Here is a 17,920-nt window from a genome sequence, read left to right on the forward strand (position 1 = left end):
CTCGTGCTCGGGACAACGGTGCTCCGCTGCACCGCCGCGGTCGTCGCGACGGTCGCTCTCCTCGCCGGGACGGCGGCCTGCACGAGCGGCGACCCGGAGCCCAGCGGGGGGCTGGCCATCGTCGTCGGCGCGCGCAGCAACTCCGCCGGCCCGGTGCTCGGCGGTGCCGCCGCCGACGCCCGCGAGGCGGCGCTGGCCTCGCAGGCCCACCTGTCGATCGTGGTCGCCGACGGGGCCCCGTTCCATCTCGACGGCTCCGGCGCGCTGCTGGCCCGCGACGACAACGCAGTCGTGCAAGGGCAGGACCGCGACCGCAACCGCGCCCTGATCGACCAGATGCTCGCCGAGGCGCAGGCGCAGACGCCGGAGACCGATCTGCTGGCAGCCCTGGACCTCGCCGCCCGCGCGCTCGGGACCGGGGCGGGTCGGCGCACCCTCGTCGTCGTGGACTCCGGTCTCTCCACCACGGGTGCGCTCGACTTCGCCGCCCAGCCGGACCTGCTCGACGCCGACGCCGGGACGCTCGCCGCCCAGCTCGGCGACGCCGGTGCGCTGCCCGACCTCGGCGGCATCGACGTCGTGTTCTCCGGGCTCGGCGACGTTGCGGCGCCGCAGCAGGCACTGCCCCGTTCGCAGCGCGAGAACCTGGTCGCCCTCTGGACGGCGATCGCCGAGGCGGCCGGCTCGGCTGATGTGGGCATCGACGAGACCCCGTTGAGCGGGCAGCCGGCGGGGAACCTGCCGGCCGTGACCCCCGTCGTCCCGGGGAGCGGGCCGGTCTGCGCGGTGGAGACCGTCGTCCTCGACGAGGGTGACGTCGCCTTCGTCGCGGACACGGCCGCGTTCCGAGACGAGGCCGCCGCCGTCGCCACGCTGCGGCCGATCGCCGAGCGGACCCTGGCCGCCGGTCTCTCGGCGGCGCTGGCCGGGACCACGGCGGACGTCGGCGACGCAGCCGGGCAGGTCGACCTCAGCCGCCGAAGGGCCCAGGCCGTGGCCGACGCCCTGGCCGCCCTCGGCGTCCCGGCCGACCGGCTGACAGTGATCGGGCTCGGCAGCGACTTCGCCGGCTACGACCCCGACGACCTGGCAGCCAACCGGGCCGTACGGATCGAGCTCACCGGCGCCGCCGAGGTCGCTTGCGGCTGAGCAGGCGGAGAGCGGTCAGTGACCGTTCTTCTTGGCGGCCCGTCGGCCTGCGCCTCCCCGGTGATCGCCATGTCGGTCGGGGGCACCTCGACGATCCAGGCCCGGACGGCCGGCAGCGCTGCCCCGGTGGCGTCGGCCGTGGACTGGCTGACCGCGGCGAGCAGGTCGCGCTTCTGCTCGACGGTGCGTCCTGGACCGGTGGTGATCTGGATGAAGGGCATACCGCACGCCTATCAGCGGAAGGCGGCCCGGTCAGCAGGCGAGGGGGACACTGCCCGCAGGCACAGGGTGCAGAAGAAGCGGACGCTGCCGGGTCAGCCGGTGCCCTCGGCGGCGATCAGGTCGGTGACCTCCTGCGGAGGTGTCGAGCAGTCGTCGGACGAGGGCTCCTGGTCCGAGGCCAGCCCCTCGACGCCGGCGTCCTCGACGGGCTGGAAGCCGAGCCGCTCGAGGTGGGCGGGCACCCGGTTCTGGGCGTTCACCACGTGCGAGCGGGACAGCCAGCCCAAGCCGTCGTCCACCTGGAAGTCCATGCCGCCGCCGGCCGCCCGCTGCACGTGCCCGGGGGAGGGGAGCAGGCCGACCAGCTGCACGGCCTCCGCGGCCGACAGCTCCGCCGGCGGGGAGTCGAAGTAGTACCAGCCGGCCGCGCAGACGCCGTAGACCGTCGGCCCGAACTGGGCGTAGTTGACGTACAGCTCGAGCATCCGGCGGTCGTCGACGAACGCGGCCAGCTCGACGGCCAGGCCGGCCTCGACCGCCTTGCGCCAGGCGCTGAGCTCCTGGTTGAGGAACAGGTTCTTGGCCATCTGCTGCGGGATCGTGGAGCCCGAGGGGTCCTCGTCGCCGGCGAGGTGGGCCGTCGCCCGGCTCCACAGCGCCTCCCACTCGAAGGCCCCCGAGCGGTAGGGGAGCTGCGCGTCCTCGTGCGCGATGACCGCCGCGAGGAAGTTCCGGGAGACGTGCTCGACCGGCACCGACTGCTGGATCGCGCCGTCGGGGTTGGCCAGCATGAAGGCCGTCGTCGGCGGGTCCACCCAGCGCAGCGAGAGCACGACCAGCGCCTGGACGACGCCGACCACGGCCAGTACCCGGACGACGCGGCGGAACGTCCCCCGGCGACGCCGCGGGGCGCGGTCCCGGAGCCCCCGGCGACCGCGGGGCGGGGGGAGCGGGCGCTCGGGTGCGGCGGGCGGGAACGGGCCCTGGGGTCGGGCCGTCGGGTAGGCCCGCCGCGGCTCGTCCCCGGGCCACGGGCGCGCCGGCTGCCCGTACGGCGGCTGCCCGTACGGAGGCTGCCCGTACTGAGGTTCCCCGTACGGCGGCTGCTCGTACGGTGACGGGCCACCGGTCGGCGGCGGGGCGCCGTACCAGTCGTTGCCCGCCGGCGGCGGGCGGTCGAAGCGGGGACGCCGGGCGGGCTCCTGCTGCGGCAGCGGCTCGGTGGGCCGGCGGCGGAGCCAGCGGGTGGTGCGGGAGTGCGGCGGGACGGGGGCCATGAGGCGGTGCTCCTCAGGTCGGCGTCGAACCGTCATCGTAGGGCGGTTCCCTGTGAACGCCGCCGACGTCCGGACGGGTGAGCCGGCACCCGGTCGGTGCGAGGGGCGTCACCTCGCGGGGGTCTCAAGGTCGGGGGCGGACCGGTCGACGTTCTCCAGGTGAGCCGGTCACGAGCGCCCGAGGTGGCGACGCTGCGCGTCATGGCGCAGACGCTGGCCATCTTCTACGGCTTCGGCGGCGCCGCCGGGTTGCTCATCGCCGCCGGGGCGCAGCCGGGTGCCCGCCGCTCGGTCCTGCTCGCGCTCTCGCTCACCGGGCTGGCCGCGGCCGGCGTCGTCGCCCGGTGGGGCGCCCGGTGGCCGCGCAGGGTCTTCGACGTGGCGGTGGGTGCCGCGAACGTCCTGATCGCCACGGCCGTGGTGGCCAGTCCCGACCCGGTCACCGCGCTGGCCGCCGCCACGCTCATCAGCTTCGTCGTCGTCGATGCGCACCTGTTCTTCACCGGGCGCCAGGCGTGGGCGCACCAGGCTCTCGCGGTAGCCGCCGTCACCGCGTCCCTGCAGGTCTCCTGGGGTGTGCCGCTGGCCACCGCGTTGGGCCTGGACGTCGTGCTCGTCGGCCTCGGCGTGGTCATCCGCCGGCTGGTCATCCGCGCCTCGGGCGCCAGCCGCGACCCGCTGACCGGGCTGCGCAACCGGCGCGGCTTCGACGAGGCGCTCGACGAGCTGCTGTCGGAGGCCGGTCGCACGCGTGAGCCGCTGTCGGCGGCGCTGCTCGACGTCGACCACTTCAAGTCGGTCAACGACACCTTCGGCCACGAGGCCGGGGACCGCGTGCTGTGCCGGGTCGCCGACGTCTGGCGGGCGCAGCTCCCGCCCGGGGCGGTGCTCGCCCGGCACGGGGGCGACGAGTTCTCGCTGCTGCTGCCCGGCGTCCGCGCCACGGCGGCGCTCGCCCTCGTGCGGCGGGTCTGCGCGCTGCACCCCGACATCTCGCTCTCCTGCGGGGTGGCCGGCTACTCGTTCGGCGAGAGCGCGTCCCAGCTCATGCGCAGCGCCGACCGCGCCCTCTACGACGCGAAGGTCCTCGGCCGCGGCCGGGTCGAGCTCTTCGAGGGCACGGGGCCGGCGGTCGACGGCGCGACCAGACGCGGGACACCGTCGGGCTGGTGAGCCGCGGCGCTGGGTCGTCCTGGCTCACCAGCGCCGTCCTCCCTCACCGCAGCGCGTCCTTCCTCACCGTCTGCCGTGAGGGAGGACGCTCGATGATCAGCTCACCTGATCGTGGCGAGGTCACGGCAGGCCGGCGTGCGGGACGGCGACCTGCGTCGACACCAGCACCGCCTCGCGCACCGGTGCCCGCGTGTGCTCGTAGAAGTCCGGCGCGCAGCACAGCAGCAGCGTGCGGCCGTCGTCCCCGCCCAGGGCGCAGGCGTAGACGCCCATGCCGTCCGGCGCGGCGATCTCCTCGACGATCGCGCCACCGGCCGCCACCCGGACGACCCGGCCGTTCAGCCCGTCGGCGACCCAGACGTGGCCCTCGGCGTCGAGCGTGCAGCCGTCGGGGGCGACCACGACCTGCCCGATCAGCTCCTCCACCGAGCCGCCCACCGGCAGCGGACCCAGCTCCGCCCACACCCGCCGGCCGCCCAGCGAGCCGTCGGCGGCGATGTCGAAGGCGGTGAAGCGGTTGCCCCACGTCTCGCCCACGACGAGCGTCCCGTCCGGGGTGATGACCGAGCCGTTCGGGAAGCGCAGGTCCTCGGCGACGACGGTCACCGTGCCGTCCGGGTCGACCCGCTTGAGCGACGCCGGGGCGGGCGCGCCACCACCCATGAGGTCGAAGCCGAAGTCGCCGACGAACGCCCGGCCGGCGGTGTCGACCACCATGTCGTTGAGGTGCCCGCCGCAGACCGCGGAGAGGTCGGCGTGCGTGGACACCTCGCCGTCGGCGACCCGGAGCAGCCGGTGGTCCTTCATGGACACGACGAGCAGCGAGCCGTCGGGCAGCCAGCCCAGCCCCGAGGGCTGGTTCTTCACCTCGAGGACGACGGTCTCCGCGCCACCGGGCGCGACCCGGCTGACGGTGCGCCGGTAGAAGTCCGAGACCCACCACTGCCCGTCGCGCCACCGCGGCCCCTCGAAGTAGGAGCCGCCCTCCAGCACCGTCCGGAACGCTCGCGTCGCCATGGGACCGGACGCTACGACGCCGCGGCCTGGCGCACGAGCCGGTCGGTACCCGGTTTCACCGACCCCCACCTGGGCAGACGCCAGGAATGCGTCGACGGATCGTGCGGGGGATGTTCGAGCGGACCCTGAGGGCGGTCGAGCGCTGGGAGGTCCTCGACGCGCCGAGCTACCCGGTGGAGCACGGCATCTCGCTGACCTTCCTGCTCGCCGGGCGCTACGCCCGACCCCTGCAGGACCTGCTGCACGGTGTCTGGCTCGGCCACCCCCTGCACCCCGCCCTGGTCACCGTGCCGATCGGGTCGTGGACGGCGGCCCTCGTGCTCGACGCCCTCGACGCCACGGGCCGCGGTGGGCCGGGCTCGGGGCCGGCGGCCCGCACCGCGGTGCGGGTCGGCGTCGCCGGCGCGGTCGCCTCGGCGGCCACCGGGTTCACCGACTGGCAGCACGCCCACGACCAGGCCCGCCGCGTCGGGCTGGTGCACGCCGGGCTGAACAGCACGGCCCTCGCGCTCTACACCTGGTCGCTGGCCGACCGGGCCCGCGGCCGGGCCGCCCGCGCCCGCGTCACCGCCGCCGCGGGCTACGCGGTCACCGTCGCCAGCGGCTGGCTCGGCGGCGCGCTCGCCTACCGGCACGGGATGGGCACCGACCACGCCGTCCGCAGCTACGAACCGCGGCGCTTCGTCGACGCCGCGGCCCTGGCCGAACTGCCCGAGGGCGAGCCGGTGCCGGTGGACGTCGACGGCATGCCCGTCGTGCTCGTCGCCACCGACGGTGCCGTGCACGCCGTCGGTGGCCGCTGCCCCCACCAGGCCGGGCCGCTCGGCGAGGGCTGGTTGCACCGCGGCGAGCTGGTCTGCCCATGGCACGGGTCGCGGTTCGACCTGGCCACCGGTGAGCCCGCACAAGGCCCCTCGACCGCACCGCTGCCCTGCTTCGACACGCGCGTCCGCGACGGCCGGGTCGAGGTGCGCCGCCGCGCCGACTGGCGCACGCCCACCGCCGTCACCGCGATCCAGGAGGCATCCCGATGAAGGCCGACGAGGTCCTGACCGCCCACCACGACGTGCTGCGCGGGCTGCTGCGCGACCTGGCGGAGACGACCGACGAGCAGACCGGGCGGCGGGAGGAGCTGCGCGACCGCCTGCTGCGCGAGCTGGAGATCCACACCCAGATCGAGGACGAGCTGTTCTACCCCGCGGTCCGCGACGTCTCGCCGCTGCTCTCCCTCGCCCACGCCGAGCACCGGCAGATCGACGACCAGCTGGCCACCGTCATGCGCACGGCACCCGACGACCCCGAGTTCGTCCCCGAGGTGCGCATGCTGGAGAAGACGCTGCGCCACCACACGATGGAGGAGGAGCAGCGGATGTTCCCCCAGGCGCACGCCCTGGGGGAGGCGCGGCTCGAGCAGCTCGGTGAGCAGCTGCGCGCACGGCAGCAGGAGCTGGCGGAGTCCGGCGGGATGCGGCTGATCGTGCGGCTCAAGCGGGCGACGCTGCGCCTGGTGTGAGCGCCCCGATGCCCCGGCCGACGCGGCCGGGGCACCGGGGAGAGCGCCGGATCAGACGACGCGGCGCGCGGTGTTGTAGCCCCACATCGAGTCCACCGGCACGACCGACACCGGGTTGCCGAAGGTGGAGGAGTGCACCATCAGCCCGTCGCCGATGTACATGCCGACGTGGCCGACCGGGTCGTAGAAGAAGATCAGGTCGCCGGGCTGCAGGTGGGCCCGGTCCACGTAGACCCCCGCGGTCGACTGCGCCCGCGACGTGCGCGGCAGCTCCACGCCGGCCGCCTGGTAGGCCGACCAGGTCAGGCCGGAGCAGTCGTAGCCGCCGGGGCCGGTGCCGCCCCAGACGTAGGGCTTGCCCTGCTGGGCCAGGGCCGTGTCGACGGCGAGCTGTGCGGCGTGCGTGGGCGCGACGACGGAGGTGGTGACGACGGTGCCCGTCCCCGTCGTGCCACCGTCACCGGTGGAGGCGGCGGCGGTGAACGGGGTGAGGGCGATGCCCGCTCCGGTGAAGAGGGCGAGCGCCGCACCGCGGACGGAGCGGCGGGTGGTGGACGTGCGAGTGGTCGTCATGGACGACGGTTCTCCTGTTCTCCATCGACCGCCTACCGGGTTAGCTGACGGGTTCGGGCGGGGAACTCGCCCGGCACGACCGGCTCGCGGCCGCGCTTCACCCCAGTGCTGCGGTGGGTCCCCGGTCCGGGCAGCGGTCGGATCCGATGCCCGGTTCGGCGGTGCCGGGCGGGTGTCACCGGGAGCGGCGACGACGGGGAGCCCGTCCGGACCGCGACGACGCTAGGTCGGTCACGGAGAGGTCACAAAGCGGCCGACACGCGTGGATCCGGCCGCGGAACGGCGTCCGGGCGGACGGCTGCGGTCCGCGACTCGCGAGCCGACCACGGGCTATCCGCCGGCCGCGGGCGGGCCGCCTCGGCACCTCGTGACCCACTGTCATCAACCTCTTACTTCTCCGGCCGACGGCGTTGCTGGACCCTCCGTGCTCGTCCACGCAGCGTTCCGTAGCCGCGGTCAGCTGATGTCGCAGCCGCACGGGCAGTTTGCGGCGTGGACGGGCTGGCCCTCCCCGCCGTCCATCTCGTCGCACTCCGGTGGGCAGGTGCACGCCCAGCCGTCGTCGCACGCCTCGACCTCGCCGGCCGCGACGCGTCGCCGCAGCTCCTCCCGCCGGCGTTGCACTTCCTCCCACCGACGTCGCGCGGCGGCCGCTCGTCGCGCTGCCGCGCGCTCCTCCGGCGCATCGCCGGGCTGAGGGACGAGGTGGTCGTCAGGGCGATCGCGGGTGCGGTCGGCGGCGTCCTCCTCGGGCCGGCGGCGGTCGAAGGTGTACGTCGGCTGCCGGAGCCGAGGCTGGTGCTCCCACCGCCACGCACGCTCCTCGCTCAGCATCGTGTCGAGGTGGGCGGGAAATCGCCGACCGGCCCCGTCGCGGACGGTGCCGGCGGCCATGCCTGCGACCGGTCGGCCTTCGTCGTCGAGCAGACCGAGCCGGAGTCCGCCCAGGCGCGCGGCGGCGGCGACCAGCCGGGCGTCCATGCCGGTGGTTCCCGACTCCACGGCGGCGACGGTGGACTTGGAGACGCCGAGCCGGGCCGCCAGCTCCCGTTGCGACAGCTCGGCGCGGCGGCGGATCCGCCGGAGCAGGCCGCACAGGTCGAACTCCCCTGGAACATGGTCGTCGGGCACCCGCCGAGCGTGTGCGCTGCAGCCGGCCGGGAGCGAGCCCTGGTGCCCATCTGTGGACAGTCACTCTCTGCCCACACCCGCTGGGCAGAGAGGGAGCGTGCGCAGGACATGTCCCGATCCGCCTAGCGCTCTGCCCAGCCCGGCTGGGCAGAGAGTGACTGTCCCCGGGGTACCTGTGGCGGGTTGGCCGCCGAGCCGCGCACGGGGCGGTGTGCCCGACCGTGGTGACCGGGGCCACAGCGCCGTCCGGGACGCGTGCGAGCATCGCCGGGTGGCCCGCCTGCTGATCGCCAACCGTGGCGAGATCGCCGTCCGCATCGCCCGCGCCGCCGCCGCCGAGGGGATGACCTCGGTCGCCGTCGCCGCCGCCGACGAGCCGCACGCCCCGCACCTCGCCGCCGCCGACGAGGTCCACCTCCTCCCCGGCAGCGGCCCGGCCGCCTACCTCGACGCCGCCGCGGTCGTGCGGGCGGCCGTGGACACCGGCTGCACGCTGATCCACCCCGGCTACGGCTTCCTCTCCGAGAGCCCGGCGCTGCCCCGGGCGTGCGCCGGCAGCGAGGCGCCGGCCGTGGTGGGCCCCGGCGCCGGCGTCCTGGAGACGCTCGGCGACAAGGTGCTCGCCCGCGCGGCCGCCGAGTCCGCCGGCGTGCCGGTCCCGCGCGGCACCGGCGACGCCGCCACCCCGCAGGAGGTCGCCGACCTGCTCGGCGCGGCCGGCGCGGTGATGCTCAAGGCGCGGTTCGGCGGGGGCGGGCGGGCCACCCGCGTCCTGCGCCGGGGTGACGACGTCGCGGCCGCCGTCGCCGCGGTGTCCGGCGAGGCCCGCGTCGCGTTCGGCGCCGAGGCGCTGCTGGCCGAGGAGCTGGTCGAGGACGCCCGGCACGTCGAGGTGCAGGTGCTCGGCGACGCCGGCGCGGACGTCGTCGTCCTCGGTGACCGCGACTGCTCCCTGCAGCGCAACCGGCAGAAGGTCGTCGAGATCGCCCCGGCGCCGGACCTGCCGGATGCCGTCCGCGCCCGGCTGCACGACGCCGCGGCGGCGCTCGCCCGGCACGTCGGCCTGCGCGGGCTGGCCACCGTCGAGTTCCTCGTGCCCGCCGGGGCGCCCGAGCGGTTCGTCTTCCTGGAGTGCAACCCGCGGCTGCAGGTGGAGCACACCGTCACCGAGGAGACGCTCGGCCTGGACCTGGTGCGGATGCAGCTGCGGGTCGCCGCCGGCGCCACCCTCGCCGACCTGGGGCTGGCCGACGGCGCGCCGCGTCCGGTGGGCACCGCCGTCCAGGCGCGCGTCGTCGCCGAGACGCTCACCGCCGACGGCGCCGTCGTCCCCTCCGCCGGCACGATCACCGCCCTGGCGCTCCCCGGTGGCCCGGGCGTGCGGGTCGACACCGCCGCCCGCCCCGGCGCCGAGCAGAGCCCGCGCTACGACCCGCTGCTGGCCAAGGTGGTGGTGCACGAGCGGCAGGGCGCGCTCGCCGACGCGCTGCGCCACCTGCACCGGGCGCTCGGCGAGGTGCAGGTCGCCGGCGTCCCGACCAACACCGACTTCCTCCGCGCCCTGCTCGCGCACCCGGGCGTCGCGCGCGCCACCACCACCTTCGTCGACGACCACCTCGCCGAGCTGGCCGGCACCGCCGCGCCCGCGCCCGAGGAGGGGGAGGGGCTGCGCGCTCCGGTACCCGGCACGGTCGTCGCCGTCGCGGCGGCCGAGGGCAGCACGGTGGAGCCCGGGGGAGCGGTGGTCGTGCTCGAGGCGATGAAGATGGAGCACGTCGTCGCGCTGCCGGCCGGCGGCACCGTGCGCCGGGTCGCGGTGCGGGTCGGCGACACCGTGCGGCAGGGGCAGCTGCTCGCCGACGTCGCGCACGCCGACGGCGAGGCCGCGGCCGACGCGGCGGCGGTCGACCTGGACGCCGACCGCCCCGACCTCGCCGAGGTCCGCCGCCGGCACGAGCAGGGGCTGGACGAGCACCGCGCCGAGGCCGTGGCACGCAGGCACGCGCAGGGCCGGCGCACGGCGCGGGAGAACCTCGCCGACCTCGTCGACGAGGGCAGCTTCCTGGAGTACGGGCCGCTGGTCTTCGCCGCGCAGGAGCGCCGCCGCAGCCGCGAGGAGCTGCAGGAGAAGACCCCGGCCGACGGCGTCGTCGGTGGCCTCGCCGACATCGGCGGGCACCCGGCCGTCGTCGTCTCCTACGACTACACCGTGCTCGCCGGCACCCAGGGCATGCGCGGCCACCTCAAGAAGGACCGGCTGTTCGAGCTCGCGGAGAAGCGGCGGCTGCCCGTCGTCCTCTTCGCCGAGGGCGGCGGCGGGCGGCCCGGCGACGTCGACCACCCGGTCGTCTCCGCGCTCGACACGGCGGCCTTCACCCTGTTCGGCCGGCTCTCCGGTCTGGTGCCGACGGTCGGCATCGCCAGCGGCCGCTGCTTCGCCGGCAACGCCGCGCTGCTGGGCACCTGCGACGTCGTCATCGCCACCGAGGACGCGAACATCGGCATGGGCGGCCCGGCGATGATCGAGGGCGGCGGGCTCGGCGTCGTCGCCCCCGAGGAGATCGGGCCGATCGACGTCCAGCACGCCAACGGCGTCGTCGACATCCGGGTGGCCGACGACGCGGCCGCCGTCGCGGCGGCCCGGCAGTACCTCTCCTACTTCCAGGGGCCGGTCGCCGGCTGGACCGCGCCGGACCAGCGGCTGCTGCGCCACCTCGTGCCGGAGAACCGCAAGCGGGTCTACGACGTGCGGGCGGTGCTGGCGGCGCTGGCCGACGAGGACAGCGTGCTCGAGCTCCGCGACGGCTGGGGCGCCGGCATGGTCACCGCCCTGGCGCGGGTCGAGGGCGCGCCGCTCGGCGTGATCGCCAACGTGCCCACCCACCTCGGCGGGGCCATCGACGCCGACGCCGCCGACAAGGCAGCCCGCTTCCTCCAGCTTTGCGACGCCCACGGCTTGCCGGTGCTCTCGCTCTGCGACACCCCGGGCTTCATGGTCGGGCCCGAGTCGGAGAGGACGGCGACGGTGCGCCACTTCTCCCGGCTGTTCGTCACCGGCGCCAACCTCTCGGTGCCGATCGGCACCGTCGTCGTCCGCAAGGCCTACGGCCTGGGCGCGCAGGCCATGGCCGGCGGCAGCACCAAGGTGCCGCGGTTCACCGTCGGCTGGCCGACCAGCGAGTTCGGCCCGATGGGCCTGGAGGGCGCGGTGCGCCTCGGCATGCGCCGTGAGCTCGCCGCGATCGAGGACGACGCCGAGCGGGCGGCGGCGTTCGACGCCGCGGTCGCGTTCGCCTACGAGAACGGCCGCGGCCTCAACGTCGCCGCGCACTGGGAGATCGACGACGTGATCGACCCCGTGGACACCCGCCGCTGGATCGCCACGCTGACCCGGGAGGCGGCGGACACCCCCCGGCCGCCGGGCAAGGTGCGCCCGCACGTCGACACGTGGTGACCGAGCGGGTGAGACCTGCCGCCCGGTGGTTGGCGGGCGCCGCCGCGGGGCAGGGAGAATCCCGATCAGCCAACCGGCCTCGAGCCGGTGCGACGACGAGGAGACAGACATGGGAATGATGCGGAAGCTCATCGCGTCCGGGGTGGCGGCGAAGGTGTTCCAGGAGGCCAAGAAGCCCGAGAACCAGGCGAAGATCAAGAAGTTCATCGCGGACTTCCAGAACAAGAGCGGTGGTGGCGGCGCCGGCAAGGGTCGCGGCGCCAGCCGCTGACCCACCCCGCACCGTGCGGAACCACGGAGCGACCCCCGGCCCCGAGGCAGCCGCCTCGCGGCCGGGGGTCGCTCCCGTTCCCGGGCCCGCCTCCCGGGCACCGGTGAAGACCCGCGAGGAGCGCTGGCAGGAGCGGCTCGCCGTGCCGGTCCTGGTCGCCGCGCTGGCCTCGATCCCGGCCATGTTCCTCACCGTCGCCGAGGGCACGCTGGGCACCGCCGGGCACGTCGTCGACGCCGTCAGCGGGCTGGTGCTCGTCGCCGAGACGGTGATCCTGCTCGTCGTCGCCGAGAACAAGCGCGCCTGGCTGCGCGGGCACCTGGGGCTGGTCGCCCTCACCGTCGCGGTGGTGGTCGCCGTCGTCTTCGCGCTCGGCCCGGTCCAGATCCTGCGGCTGGTGCGCACCGTCGGCGCCCTGCGCATCCTGCGCGCCGGGCGCATCGTCAAGGCCGCCCGCGGCGTGAGCGACCGCCTGGGCTTCACCGGCCGGCTCGCCCACGTCGCCGCCGCCGGGGCCGGGGTGCTGGTCGCCGTCTTCGTCGGGGTGGTGCTCGCCGACCCCACGTCCCGCTCGCGCGACCTGCTGACCGCCGTGCTGGGCGAGATCAGCACCCCGGTGATCGTGGCGCTGTCGGCGGCCGCCGGCGTCGTCCTCGGCGTGGCCACCTACCTGCTCGCCCGCGACCGGGGTGCCGGGCCCGACGCAGAGGACGACCCGCCCCGGGACGCGTGATCCGATCGGTTTCCGGGGGTTCCCGGGCCGGAACCGTGGGCACCCACCGGGGCATGGGAATCATGAGCAAGATCGCCAAGGGCGGCATGGCCAAGAAGGTCATGGACGAGGCCCGCAAGCCGCAGAACCAGCAGAAGATCAAGGACGCCGTCTCGAACTTCACCGGCAAGGGCAAGAACAAGGGCACCGGCTCCGGCGGCACGAGCCCGCGATGACCGAGGGATCGATGACCGGCCGCCCCTACGGTGGCGCGAACGACCCGTCGACGGAGGCCGGGCTGCCCGGCGAGACCCCGGAGGAGGGCCAGGTCGGCGCCGCACCGGAGCAGTCGCCGCGGGCGGCCCAGGGAGGCATGTCCGAGGACGTGACCCGGGCCCCGAGCGGCCAGGACGGCGACAAGCCGGGCGGCATCGCCGACGCGACCGGCCCGCAGGGCTGAGCGTCCGGTAGACCTTGCGGACGTGCACCGCATCGCCGTCCTGGACGACTACCAGTCCGTCGCCGCCGAGTTCTGCGACTGGTCCCGGCTGCCCGAACCGGCCGAGGTGGTGACGTTCACCGACGCCGTCGCCGATCCGGATGCGCTCGTCGCCCGGCTGCGCGGCGTCGACGTCGTCGTCGCCATGCGGGAGCGCACCCGGTTCGGCCGCGACGTGCTCGAACGGCTGCCCGACCTGCGGTTGCTGGTGACCACCGGCATGCGGAACAAGTCGATCGACGTCGCGGCCGCCGCCGAGCTGGGCGTCACCGTCTGCGGTACGGCGGCATCGGGCACCGCCACCGTGGACCTCACCTGGGCGCTGATCCTCGCCGCGGTGCGGCACGTGCCGCAGGAGGACGCCGCCATGCGCGCCGGTGGCTGGCAGACCACGATCGGCGGCGACCTGCACGGCGCCCGGCTCGGTGTCGTCGGCCTGGGCCGGATCGGCGCGCAGGTGGCCCGCGTCGGCGCGGCCTTCGGCATGGACGTCGTCGCGTGGAGCCAGCACCTCACCGAGGAGCGGGCCGCCGAGGTCGGCGCCCGGCTGGTGGGGAAGGATGAGCTGTTCGCGACCTCCGACGTCGTCACGGTGCACCTGCTGCTCTCCAAGCGGACCCGCGGCCTCATCGGCGCGGACGACCTGGCGCTGATGAAGCACACCGCCGTCCTCGTCAACACCAGCCGCGGGCCGATCGTGGACGAGAGCGCGCTCGTCGACGTGCTGCGCCGCGGCGCCATCGCCGGCGCCGGCCTCGACGTCTACGACGCCGAGCCGCTGCCGCGCGACCACCCGCTGCGCGAGCTGCGCCGCGCGGTGCTCACCCCGCACCTGGGCTACGTCACCCGGGGCACCTACGAGGTCTTCTACCGGGAGGCCGTCGAGGACGTCGCGGCCTGGATGGCCGGTCAGCCGATCCGGGTGATCGAGCTCGCGTAGCGCGACGAAGCCAGCCGACGCCGCCACGCCGGCCGGGAGACCCCGTGACGCGGACCAGGCCGGCCGGGGCCGGTGCGCCCCAGGCCGACCCCGACGCCCGCGCCCGTCACCCGGCGTCCCGGCGCAGCAGCGACCAGCCACCCGCCGCCAGGGCCGCCACCGCCCACCCGCCCAGCAGCGCCGCCGCGTGGGTGGCCGTCAGGTCCGGCTCCCCGAGCAGGGTCCAGACGGCGCCCGACCCCGGGAGCCACTCGCCGACCTCGGCCGCCCACGCCCCGAAGGCCGGGAGCAGCAGCGGCAGCACCAGCTGCAGCAGGAACACGGTCGCCAGCGCACCCGCCGTCGACCGCAGCAGGAAGCCGACGCCGGCGGTGAGCACGCCACCGGCCACGAGCACCGCCGCGACCCGCCCCAGGCTGTCGGTCAGGCCACCGGAGGACAGCACGAGGTCCGGCGCGACCAGCTTCGCGAGGAGGTCGGCGACGAGGGCGAGCAGCACCCCCGCCACGGTCACCACGGCCACCGGCACGGCGACCCGAGCGGCGAGCAGCACACCCCGGCGCGGCGTCCACTGCAGCGTCGGCGCGATCGCCCCGCTGCCGTACTCGGAGGTGACCGCGAGCAGCACCAGCACCAGCAGCGCGAACTGCCCGACCAGCGTGCCGAACTCGCCGGCGACCGTCGCCGCCACCGTCGTCCCCGAGGCGTTCGACATCTCCGCCTCGTCCACGGCGGCCACGGTCCCGATGCCGACGGTCGCCACCGCGGCCGCGAGCAGGCACCACCACGTCGCCCGCACGGTGCGCAGCCGCAGCCACTCGGCGGCGGCGGCCCGGGCCAGGACGCTCGGGGTGCCCGGCTCCGTCACCCGGACGGTCGCGGCGCTCATGCCCGCACCTGCCCGGCCGGCTCGGGGGCGCCCGCCACCCGGTACTGGACGCTGTCCCCGGTGAGGTCGAGGTAGATCTCCTCGAGGGAGTGCTGCTGCTCGGCCAGCCGGTGCACGGCCACGCCGGTCTCCAGCGCCACGTCGCCCACGGTCTCGGCGGAGGCGCCCTCGACCAGCAGGTCGCCGTCGCCGGTGGGGTGCACCCGCAGCCCCCGGCGCTGGAGGGCGCCGGCCAGGTCGTCCGCGGACGGCGTCCGCACCACCACCTTCCGGCCGGCGTGCTGGCCGCGCATCACCTCGGTGATCGGGGCATCGGCGATCAGCCGTCCGCGGCCGATGATGACCAGGTGGTCGGCGGTCTGCTCCATCTCGCTCATCAGGTGGCTGGACAGCAGCACCGTGCGGCCCTCGTCGGCCAGGTCGCGCACCAGCCGGCGGATCCACCGGACGCCGTCGAGGTCCAGGCCGTTCATCGGCTCGTCGAACAGCAGGACGGCGGGGTCGCCGAGCAGCGCGCTGGCGATGCCCAGCCGCTGCCGCATGCCCAGCGAGTAGCCCTTCACCCGCCGCCTGGCCGCAGACCCCAGACCGACCTGGTCGATCACCTCGTCGACCCGCCGCACCGGGATGCCGTGGGTGCGGGCGGCGACCCGCAGGTGGTCCCGGCCGCTGCGCCCGGGGTGCATGGCCTGCGCGTCGAGCAGCGCACCGGCCGCCCGCAGCGGCTCGCCGAGGCGGGGGAACGGCCGGCCGGCCACCAGCGCCTGGCCGGAGGTGGGCCGGTCCAGCCCGAGCACCATGCGCATCGTGGTGGACTTGCCCGCGCCGTTCGGACCGAGGAAGCCGGTCACCTTGCCGGGCCGGACGTCGAAGGTCAGGTCGTCGACGGCGCGGACGGCGCCGTACTGCTTGGTCAGCTCGCGGACCTGGATCATGCGGAGCTCGCAGGGAGGAGGGGACCGGTCATGGCTGGAAGCGTTCCGGCAGCGGGCGGTCGCGCGGATCACCCCGCAGCGCCGACCTGCGTCCCCCGCGTGGGGGAGGACCGGAGCACGCCGGCGGGGGAATCGCCCGGCGGCGCGGTCGGCCAGGATCGAACCGTGCCCCCGTCCACGTTCCCGCGGTCCGCGGCCGAGATCGCCACCGGGCTGCGTTCGGTGGTCGCCACCGCGGCGAGCCCCGGCTGGCCCGGCCGCGCCCTGTACGCGCTCGCGACCCTGCCGATCGGCCTCCTGGGCGCGGCCTTCTACTTCGCGCTGGTCGGCTCGGTCGTCGCGGTGATCTACGGCGTCGGCGTCCTGCTGATCCTCGCCGTGCTGGCGGCCGTCCGCGGGTTCGCCGGGCTCGAGCGCCGGCTGACCCGCACCCTCCTGGCCGTCGACATCCCCGAGGGCGAGCGCGTGCGGCACCTGCCCGGTGTCGTGCCCAAGGTGCGGCGGCTGGTGCTGTCGGCCGGCACCTGGCGGGCGGTCGGCTGGCTGGGGGTGCGGGTGCTGCTGGGCGTGGCCACGCTCGCCACCCTCTTCTTCGGCATCGTGGCCCTCACCGGGCTCCGGTTCGAGACCCGCTGGAACGTGGTGACCGCGCTGCCGCTGCTCGCGCTGATGGCCGTCGTCGTGGTGGTCACCCTGGTGCTGCTCGACCTGGTCGTCCGGCTGGCCGCGTCCGTCGCCCCCCGGCTGCTCGGCACCGGGGCCGAGCAGCAGATCGCGGCGCTGCAGCAGAGCAGTCGCCGGCTCGCCGACCGCAACAAGCTCGCCCGCGACCTGCACGACACGATCGGCCACGCGCTGACCGCCAGCCTGCTGCAGGCCACCGCCGCACGGCGCACGCTCACCCCCGCCGACGGCCGCTCGCCGCAGCCGGAGTTCGCCCGCCAGGCGCTCGAGCACATCGAGGCCAACACCCGCACCGCACTGGCCGAGCTCGACCGGGTGCTCACCGTCCTGCGGGCCGAGGACGGCGGCCGCGACCCCGCGCCCTTCGCCGCACCCACCCTCGCCGACCTCGACGACCTGCTCGCCGGCCTGCGCGACGGCGGCCTGCCGGTCGCGCTCGTGGTCGACGGCCAGGTCGACGACGTGCCGCCCGGCGTGCAGGAGCTCGCCTACCGGGTCGTGCAGGAGGGGACGACGAACGTGCTCCGGCACGCGGGCACCCCGTTGACCGTCGCCCAGGTCGTCCGCGACGGCGACGCGCTCGTCGTCCGCGTGTGCAACGAGCGGGCCTCGCAGCTGGACAGCCGGCCCGGTCCCGGTGGCGGGCGGGGGCTGGCCGGGCTGCGGGAGCGCGCGGCCGCCGTCGGCGGCACGCTCATCGCCGAGCCCACGCCGTCCGGCGGCTTCGAGCTCTGCGTCACGCTCCCGCTGGCGGGGGCGGCGTGACGCTGCGGCTGGTCCTCGTCGACGACGACGTGCTCGTCCGGTCGGGGCTGCGGGTGATCCTGGAGAGCGAGCCCGACCTGACGGTGGTCGGCGACGCCGGCACCGGCCGGGAGGCCCTCGACGTGGCCGCGCGCACCGACCCCGATGTCGTGCTCATGGACGTGCGCATGCCCGACATGGACGGCATCGCGGCCACCGCCGAGCTGGTCGCCCGCGATGCGCAGCGACCGCGCGTGCTGGTGCTGACCACCTTCGAGGACGACGACTACCTGTTCCGCTCGCTGCAGGTCGGCGCCAGCGGCTTCGCGCTCAAGCGCGCCGACCCCGACGAGCTGGTCGACGCGATCCGGGTGGTCGCCCGGGGCACCTCCCTGGTGCTGCCCGACCTGACCCGGCGGCTGATCGCCTCGCACGCGCCGTCCCGCGCCCGGGGCGCCGCCGCGCTGCCGGAGCTCACCGGCCGGGAGGCCGACGTGCTGCGGCTGGTGGCCGGTGGGCTGTCCAACGCCGAGATCGCCACCGCGCTGTTCCTCAGCCGCGAGACGGTGAAGACCCACGTCAGCAGCGTGCTGCTCAAGCTGGGCGCCCGGGACCGCACCCAGGCCGTCATCGTCGCCTACGAGAGCGGCTTCATGACCGCCTGAGCGCGGCAGCGAGCGCCGCACAGAGGTCCAGCCGGGTCCCCGGACGTCCAGCCGTGCCCTGACGCGGCTGGA

General features: G+C 75.7%; 19 protein-coding genes and 1 riboswitch. Of the genes, 12 read left to right on the plus strand and 7 right to left on the minus strand.

The window, feature by feature from the left end; all coding sequences use genetic code 11:
- Positions 1-3: 3 nt before the first annotated feature.
- Positions 4-1,149, plus strand: coding sequence for an OmpA family protein (locus tag ACI79S_RS02355; RefSeq protein ID WP_456591834.1), 1,146 nt, complete (start codon positions 4-6; stop codon positions 1,147-1,149).
- Here the strand turns inward: ACI79S_RS02355 and ACI79S_RS02360 are convergent.
- Together ACI79S_RS02360 and ACI79S_RS02365 are read right to left on the minus strand one after the other, a co-directional pair.
- Complete coding sequence (locus tag ACI79S_RS02360; protein WP_456591835.1) at positions 1,071-1,370, minus strand: tautomerase family protein; 300 nt, start codon at positions 1,368-1,370, stop codon at positions 1,071-1,073. The genes ACI79S_RS02355 and ACI79S_RS02360 overlap by 79 nt on opposite strands.
- A gap of 93 nt (positions 1,371-1,463) precedes the next feature.
- Positions 1,464-2,648, minus strand: coding sequence for a transglycosylase domain-containing protein (locus tag ACI79S_RS02365; protein WP_456591836.1), 1,185 nt, complete (start codon positions 2,646-2,648; stop codon positions 1,464-1,466).
- Positions 2,649-2,807: 159 nt separating this feature from the next.
- On the opposite strand from ACI79S_RS02365, the gene ACI79S_RS02370 reads away from it, so the two are divergent.
- Positions 2,808-3,821, plus strand: coding sequence for a diguanylate cyclase domain-containing protein (locus tag ACI79S_RS02370; RefSeq protein ID WP_456591837.1), 1,014 nt, complete (start codon positions 2,808-2,810; stop codon positions 3,819-3,821).
- Positions 3,822-3,941: 120 nt separating this feature from the next.
- On the opposite strand, the gene ACI79S_RS02375 is transcribed toward ACI79S_RS02370, so the two are convergent.
- The gene (locus ACI79S_RS02375; RefSeq protein WP_456591838.1) at positions 3,942-4,838 is read right to left on the minus strand and encodes an SMP-30/gluconolactonase/LRE family protein; all 897 of its coding nucleotides are present in this window, start codon (positions 4,836-4,838) and stop codon (positions 3,942-3,944) included.
- A gap of 110 nt (positions 4,839-4,948) precedes the next feature.
- Between ACI79S_RS02375 and ACI79S_RS02380 the strand changes: the two genes are divergently transcribed.
- Positions 4,949-5,872 (plus strand): Rieske 2Fe-2S domain-containing protein, encoded by a 924-nt coding sequence (locus tag ACI79S_RS02380; protein WP_456591839.1) that lies wholly within the window; start codon positions 4,949-4,951, stop codon positions 5,870-5,872.
- Positions 5,869-6,351, plus strand: coding sequence for a hemerythrin domain-containing protein (locus tag ACI79S_RS02385; protein WP_456591840.1), 483 nt, complete (start codon positions 5,869-5,871; stop codon positions 6,349-6,351). The genes ACI79S_RS02380 and ACI79S_RS02385 overlap by 4 nt, the downstream gene beginning before the upstream one ends.
- Before the next feature lie 51 nt (positions 6,352-6,402).
- Here the strand turns inward: ACI79S_RS02385 and ACI79S_RS02390 are convergent, their stop codons facing one another.
- Entirely contained in the window at positions 6,403-6,924 is a 522-nt protein-coding gene (locus tag ACI79S_RS02390) for a C40 family peptidase (RefSeq protein ID WP_456591841.1), read from the minus strand.
- A 14-nt stretch (positions 6,925-6,938) separates the two neighbouring features.
- A riboswitch (cyclic di-AMP (ydaO/yuaA leader) is annotated at positions 6,939-7,095 on the minus strand.
- Positions 7,096-7,380: 285 nt separating this feature from the next.
- Positions 7,381-8,055 (minus strand): helix-turn-helix domain-containing protein, encoded by a 675-nt coding sequence (locus tag ACI79S_RS02395; protein WP_456591842.1) that lies wholly within the window; start codon positions 8,053-8,055, stop codon positions 7,381-7,383.
- A 271-nt stretch (positions 8,056-8,326) separates the two neighbouring features.
- Here ACI79S_RS02395 and ACI79S_RS02400 point away from each other — a divergent pair, with 271 nt between their 5' ends.
- The 6 genes from ACI79S_RS02400 (at position 8,327) to ACI79S_RS02425 (ending at position 13,931) form a co-directional block, all read left to right on the plus strand.
- Positions 8,327-11,509 (plus strand): carboxyl transferase domain-containing protein, encoded by a 3,183-nt coding sequence (locus ACI79S_RS02400; RefSeq protein WP_456591843.1) that lies wholly within the window; start codon positions 8,327-8,329, stop codon positions 11,507-11,509.
- 109 nt (positions 11,510-11,618) lie between these two features.
- A complete protein-coding gene (locus ACI79S_RS02405) occupies positions 11,619-11,780 on the plus strand; it encodes a hypothetical protein (protein WP_456591844.1) in 162 nt (53 codons plus the stop codon).
- 103 nt (positions 11,781-11,883) lie between these two features.
- The gene (locus ACI79S_RS02410; RefSeq protein ID WP_456591845.1) at positions 11,884-12,513 is read left to right on the plus strand and encodes a hypothetical protein; all 630 of its coding nucleotides are present in this window, start codon (positions 11,884-11,886) and stop codon (positions 12,511-12,513) included.
- A 53-nt stretch (positions 12,514-12,566) separates the two neighbouring features.
- Complete coding sequence (locus ACI79S_RS02415; protein WP_456591846.1) at positions 12,567-12,728, plus strand: hypothetical protein; 162 nt, start codon at positions 12,567-12,569, stop codon at positions 12,726-12,728.
- Positions 12,725-12,952: a hypothetical protein gene (locus ACI79S_RS02420; RefSeq protein WP_456591847.1), complete on the plus strand. Its 228-nt coding sequence runs from the start codon at positions 12,725-12,727 to the stop codon at positions 12,950-12,952. The genes ACI79S_RS02415 and ACI79S_RS02420 overlap by 4 nt, the downstream gene beginning before the upstream one ends.
- Positions 12,953-12,974: 22 nt before the next feature.
- Positions 12,975-13,931, plus strand: a complete 957-nt coding sequence (locus ACI79S_RS02425) for a D-2-hydroxyacid dehydrogenase family protein (protein ID WP_456591848.1) — start codon at positions 12,975-12,977, stop codon at positions 13,929-13,931.
- A gap of 106 nt (positions 13,932-14,037) precedes the next feature.
- Here the strand turns inward: ACI79S_RS02425 and ACI79S_RS02430 are convergent, their stop codons facing one another.
- Both ACI79S_RS02430 and ACI79S_RS02435 read right to left on the minus strand, forming a co-directional pair.
- The gene (locus ACI79S_RS02430; protein ID WP_456591849.1) at positions 14,038-14,820 is read right to left on the minus strand and encodes a hypothetical protein; all 783 of its coding nucleotides are present in this window, start codon (positions 14,818-14,820) and stop codon (positions 14,038-14,040) included.
- On the minus strand, positions 14,817-15,755 hold the full coding sequence (locus tag ACI79S_RS02435) for an ABC transporter ATP-binding protein (RefSeq protein ID WP_456591850.1): 939 nt from the start codon (positions 15,753-15,755) through the stop codon (positions 14,817-14,819). Before ACI79S_RS02435 ends, ACI79S_RS02430 begins: the two co-directional genes overlap by 4 nt.
- 165 nt (positions 15,756-15,920) lie before the next feature.
- Between ACI79S_RS02435 and ACI79S_RS02440 the strand changes: the two genes are divergently transcribed.
- Entirely contained in the window at positions 15,921-17,204 is a 1,284-nt protein-coding gene (locus ACI79S_RS02440; RefSeq protein ID WP_456591851.1) for a sensor domain-containing protein, read from the plus strand.
- Entirely contained in the window at positions 17,201-17,848 is a 648-nt protein-coding gene (locus ACI79S_RS02445; RefSeq protein WP_456591852.1) for a response regulator, read from the plus strand. The genes ACI79S_RS02440 and ACI79S_RS02445 overlap by 4 nt, the downstream gene beginning before the upstream one ends.
- Positions 17,849-17,920: the final 72 nt, after the last annotated feature.

Source organism: Blastococcus sp. SYSU DS1024 (assembly GCF_054050795.1).

What these genes read in the sequence shown, in the direction of transcription:
- ACI79S_RS02360 (WP_456591835.1), bottom strand. Translation starts at nt 1,370, where the DNA reads ATGCCCTTCATCCAGATCACCACCGGTCCAGGACGCACCGTCGAGCAG.
- ACI79S_RS02435 (WP_456591850.1), bottom strand. Translation starts at nt 15,755, where the DNA reads ATGATCCAGGTCCGCGAGCTGACCAAGCAGTACGGCGCCGTCCGCGCC.
- ACI79S_RS02385 (WP_456591840.1), top strand. Translation starts at nt 5,869, where the DNA reads ATGAAGGCCGACGAGGTCCTGACCGCCCACCACGACGTGCTGCGCGGG.
- ACI79S_RS02415 (WP_456591846.1), top strand. Translation starts at nt 12,567, where the DNA reads ATGGGAATCATGAGCAAGATCGCCAAGGGCGGCATGGCCAAGAAGGTC.
- ACI79S_RS02365 (WP_456591836.1), bottom strand. Translation starts at nt 2,648, where the DNA reads ATGGCCCCCGTCCCGCCGCACTCCCGCACCACCCGCTGGCTCCGCCGC.
- ACI79S_RS02390 (WP_456591841.1), bottom strand. Translation starts at nt 6,924, where the DNA reads ATGACGACCACTCGCACGTCCACCACCCGCCGCTCCGTCCGCGGTGCG.
- ACI79S_RS02405 (WP_456591844.1), top strand. Translation starts at nt 11,619, where the DNA reads ATGGGAATGATGCGGAAGCTCATCGCGTCCGGGGTGGCGGCGAAGGTG.
- ACI79S_RS02380 (WP_456591839.1), top strand. Translation starts at nt 4,949, where the DNA reads ATGTTCGAGCGGACCCTGAGGGCGGTCGAGCGCTGGGAGGTCCTCGAC.
- ACI79S_RS02420 (WP_456591847.1), top strand. Translation starts at nt 12,725, where the DNA reads ATGACCGAGGGATCGATGACCGGCCGCCCCTACGGTGGCGCGAACGAC.
- ACI79S_RS02430 (WP_456591849.1), bottom strand. Translation starts at nt 14,820, where the DNA reads ATGAGCGCCGCGACCGTCCGGGTGACGGAGCCGGGCACCCCGAGCGTC.
- ACI79S_RS02375 (WP_456591838.1), bottom strand. Translation starts at nt 4,838, where the DNA reads ATGGCGACGCGAGCGTTCCGGACGGTGCTGGAGGGCGGCTCCTACTTC.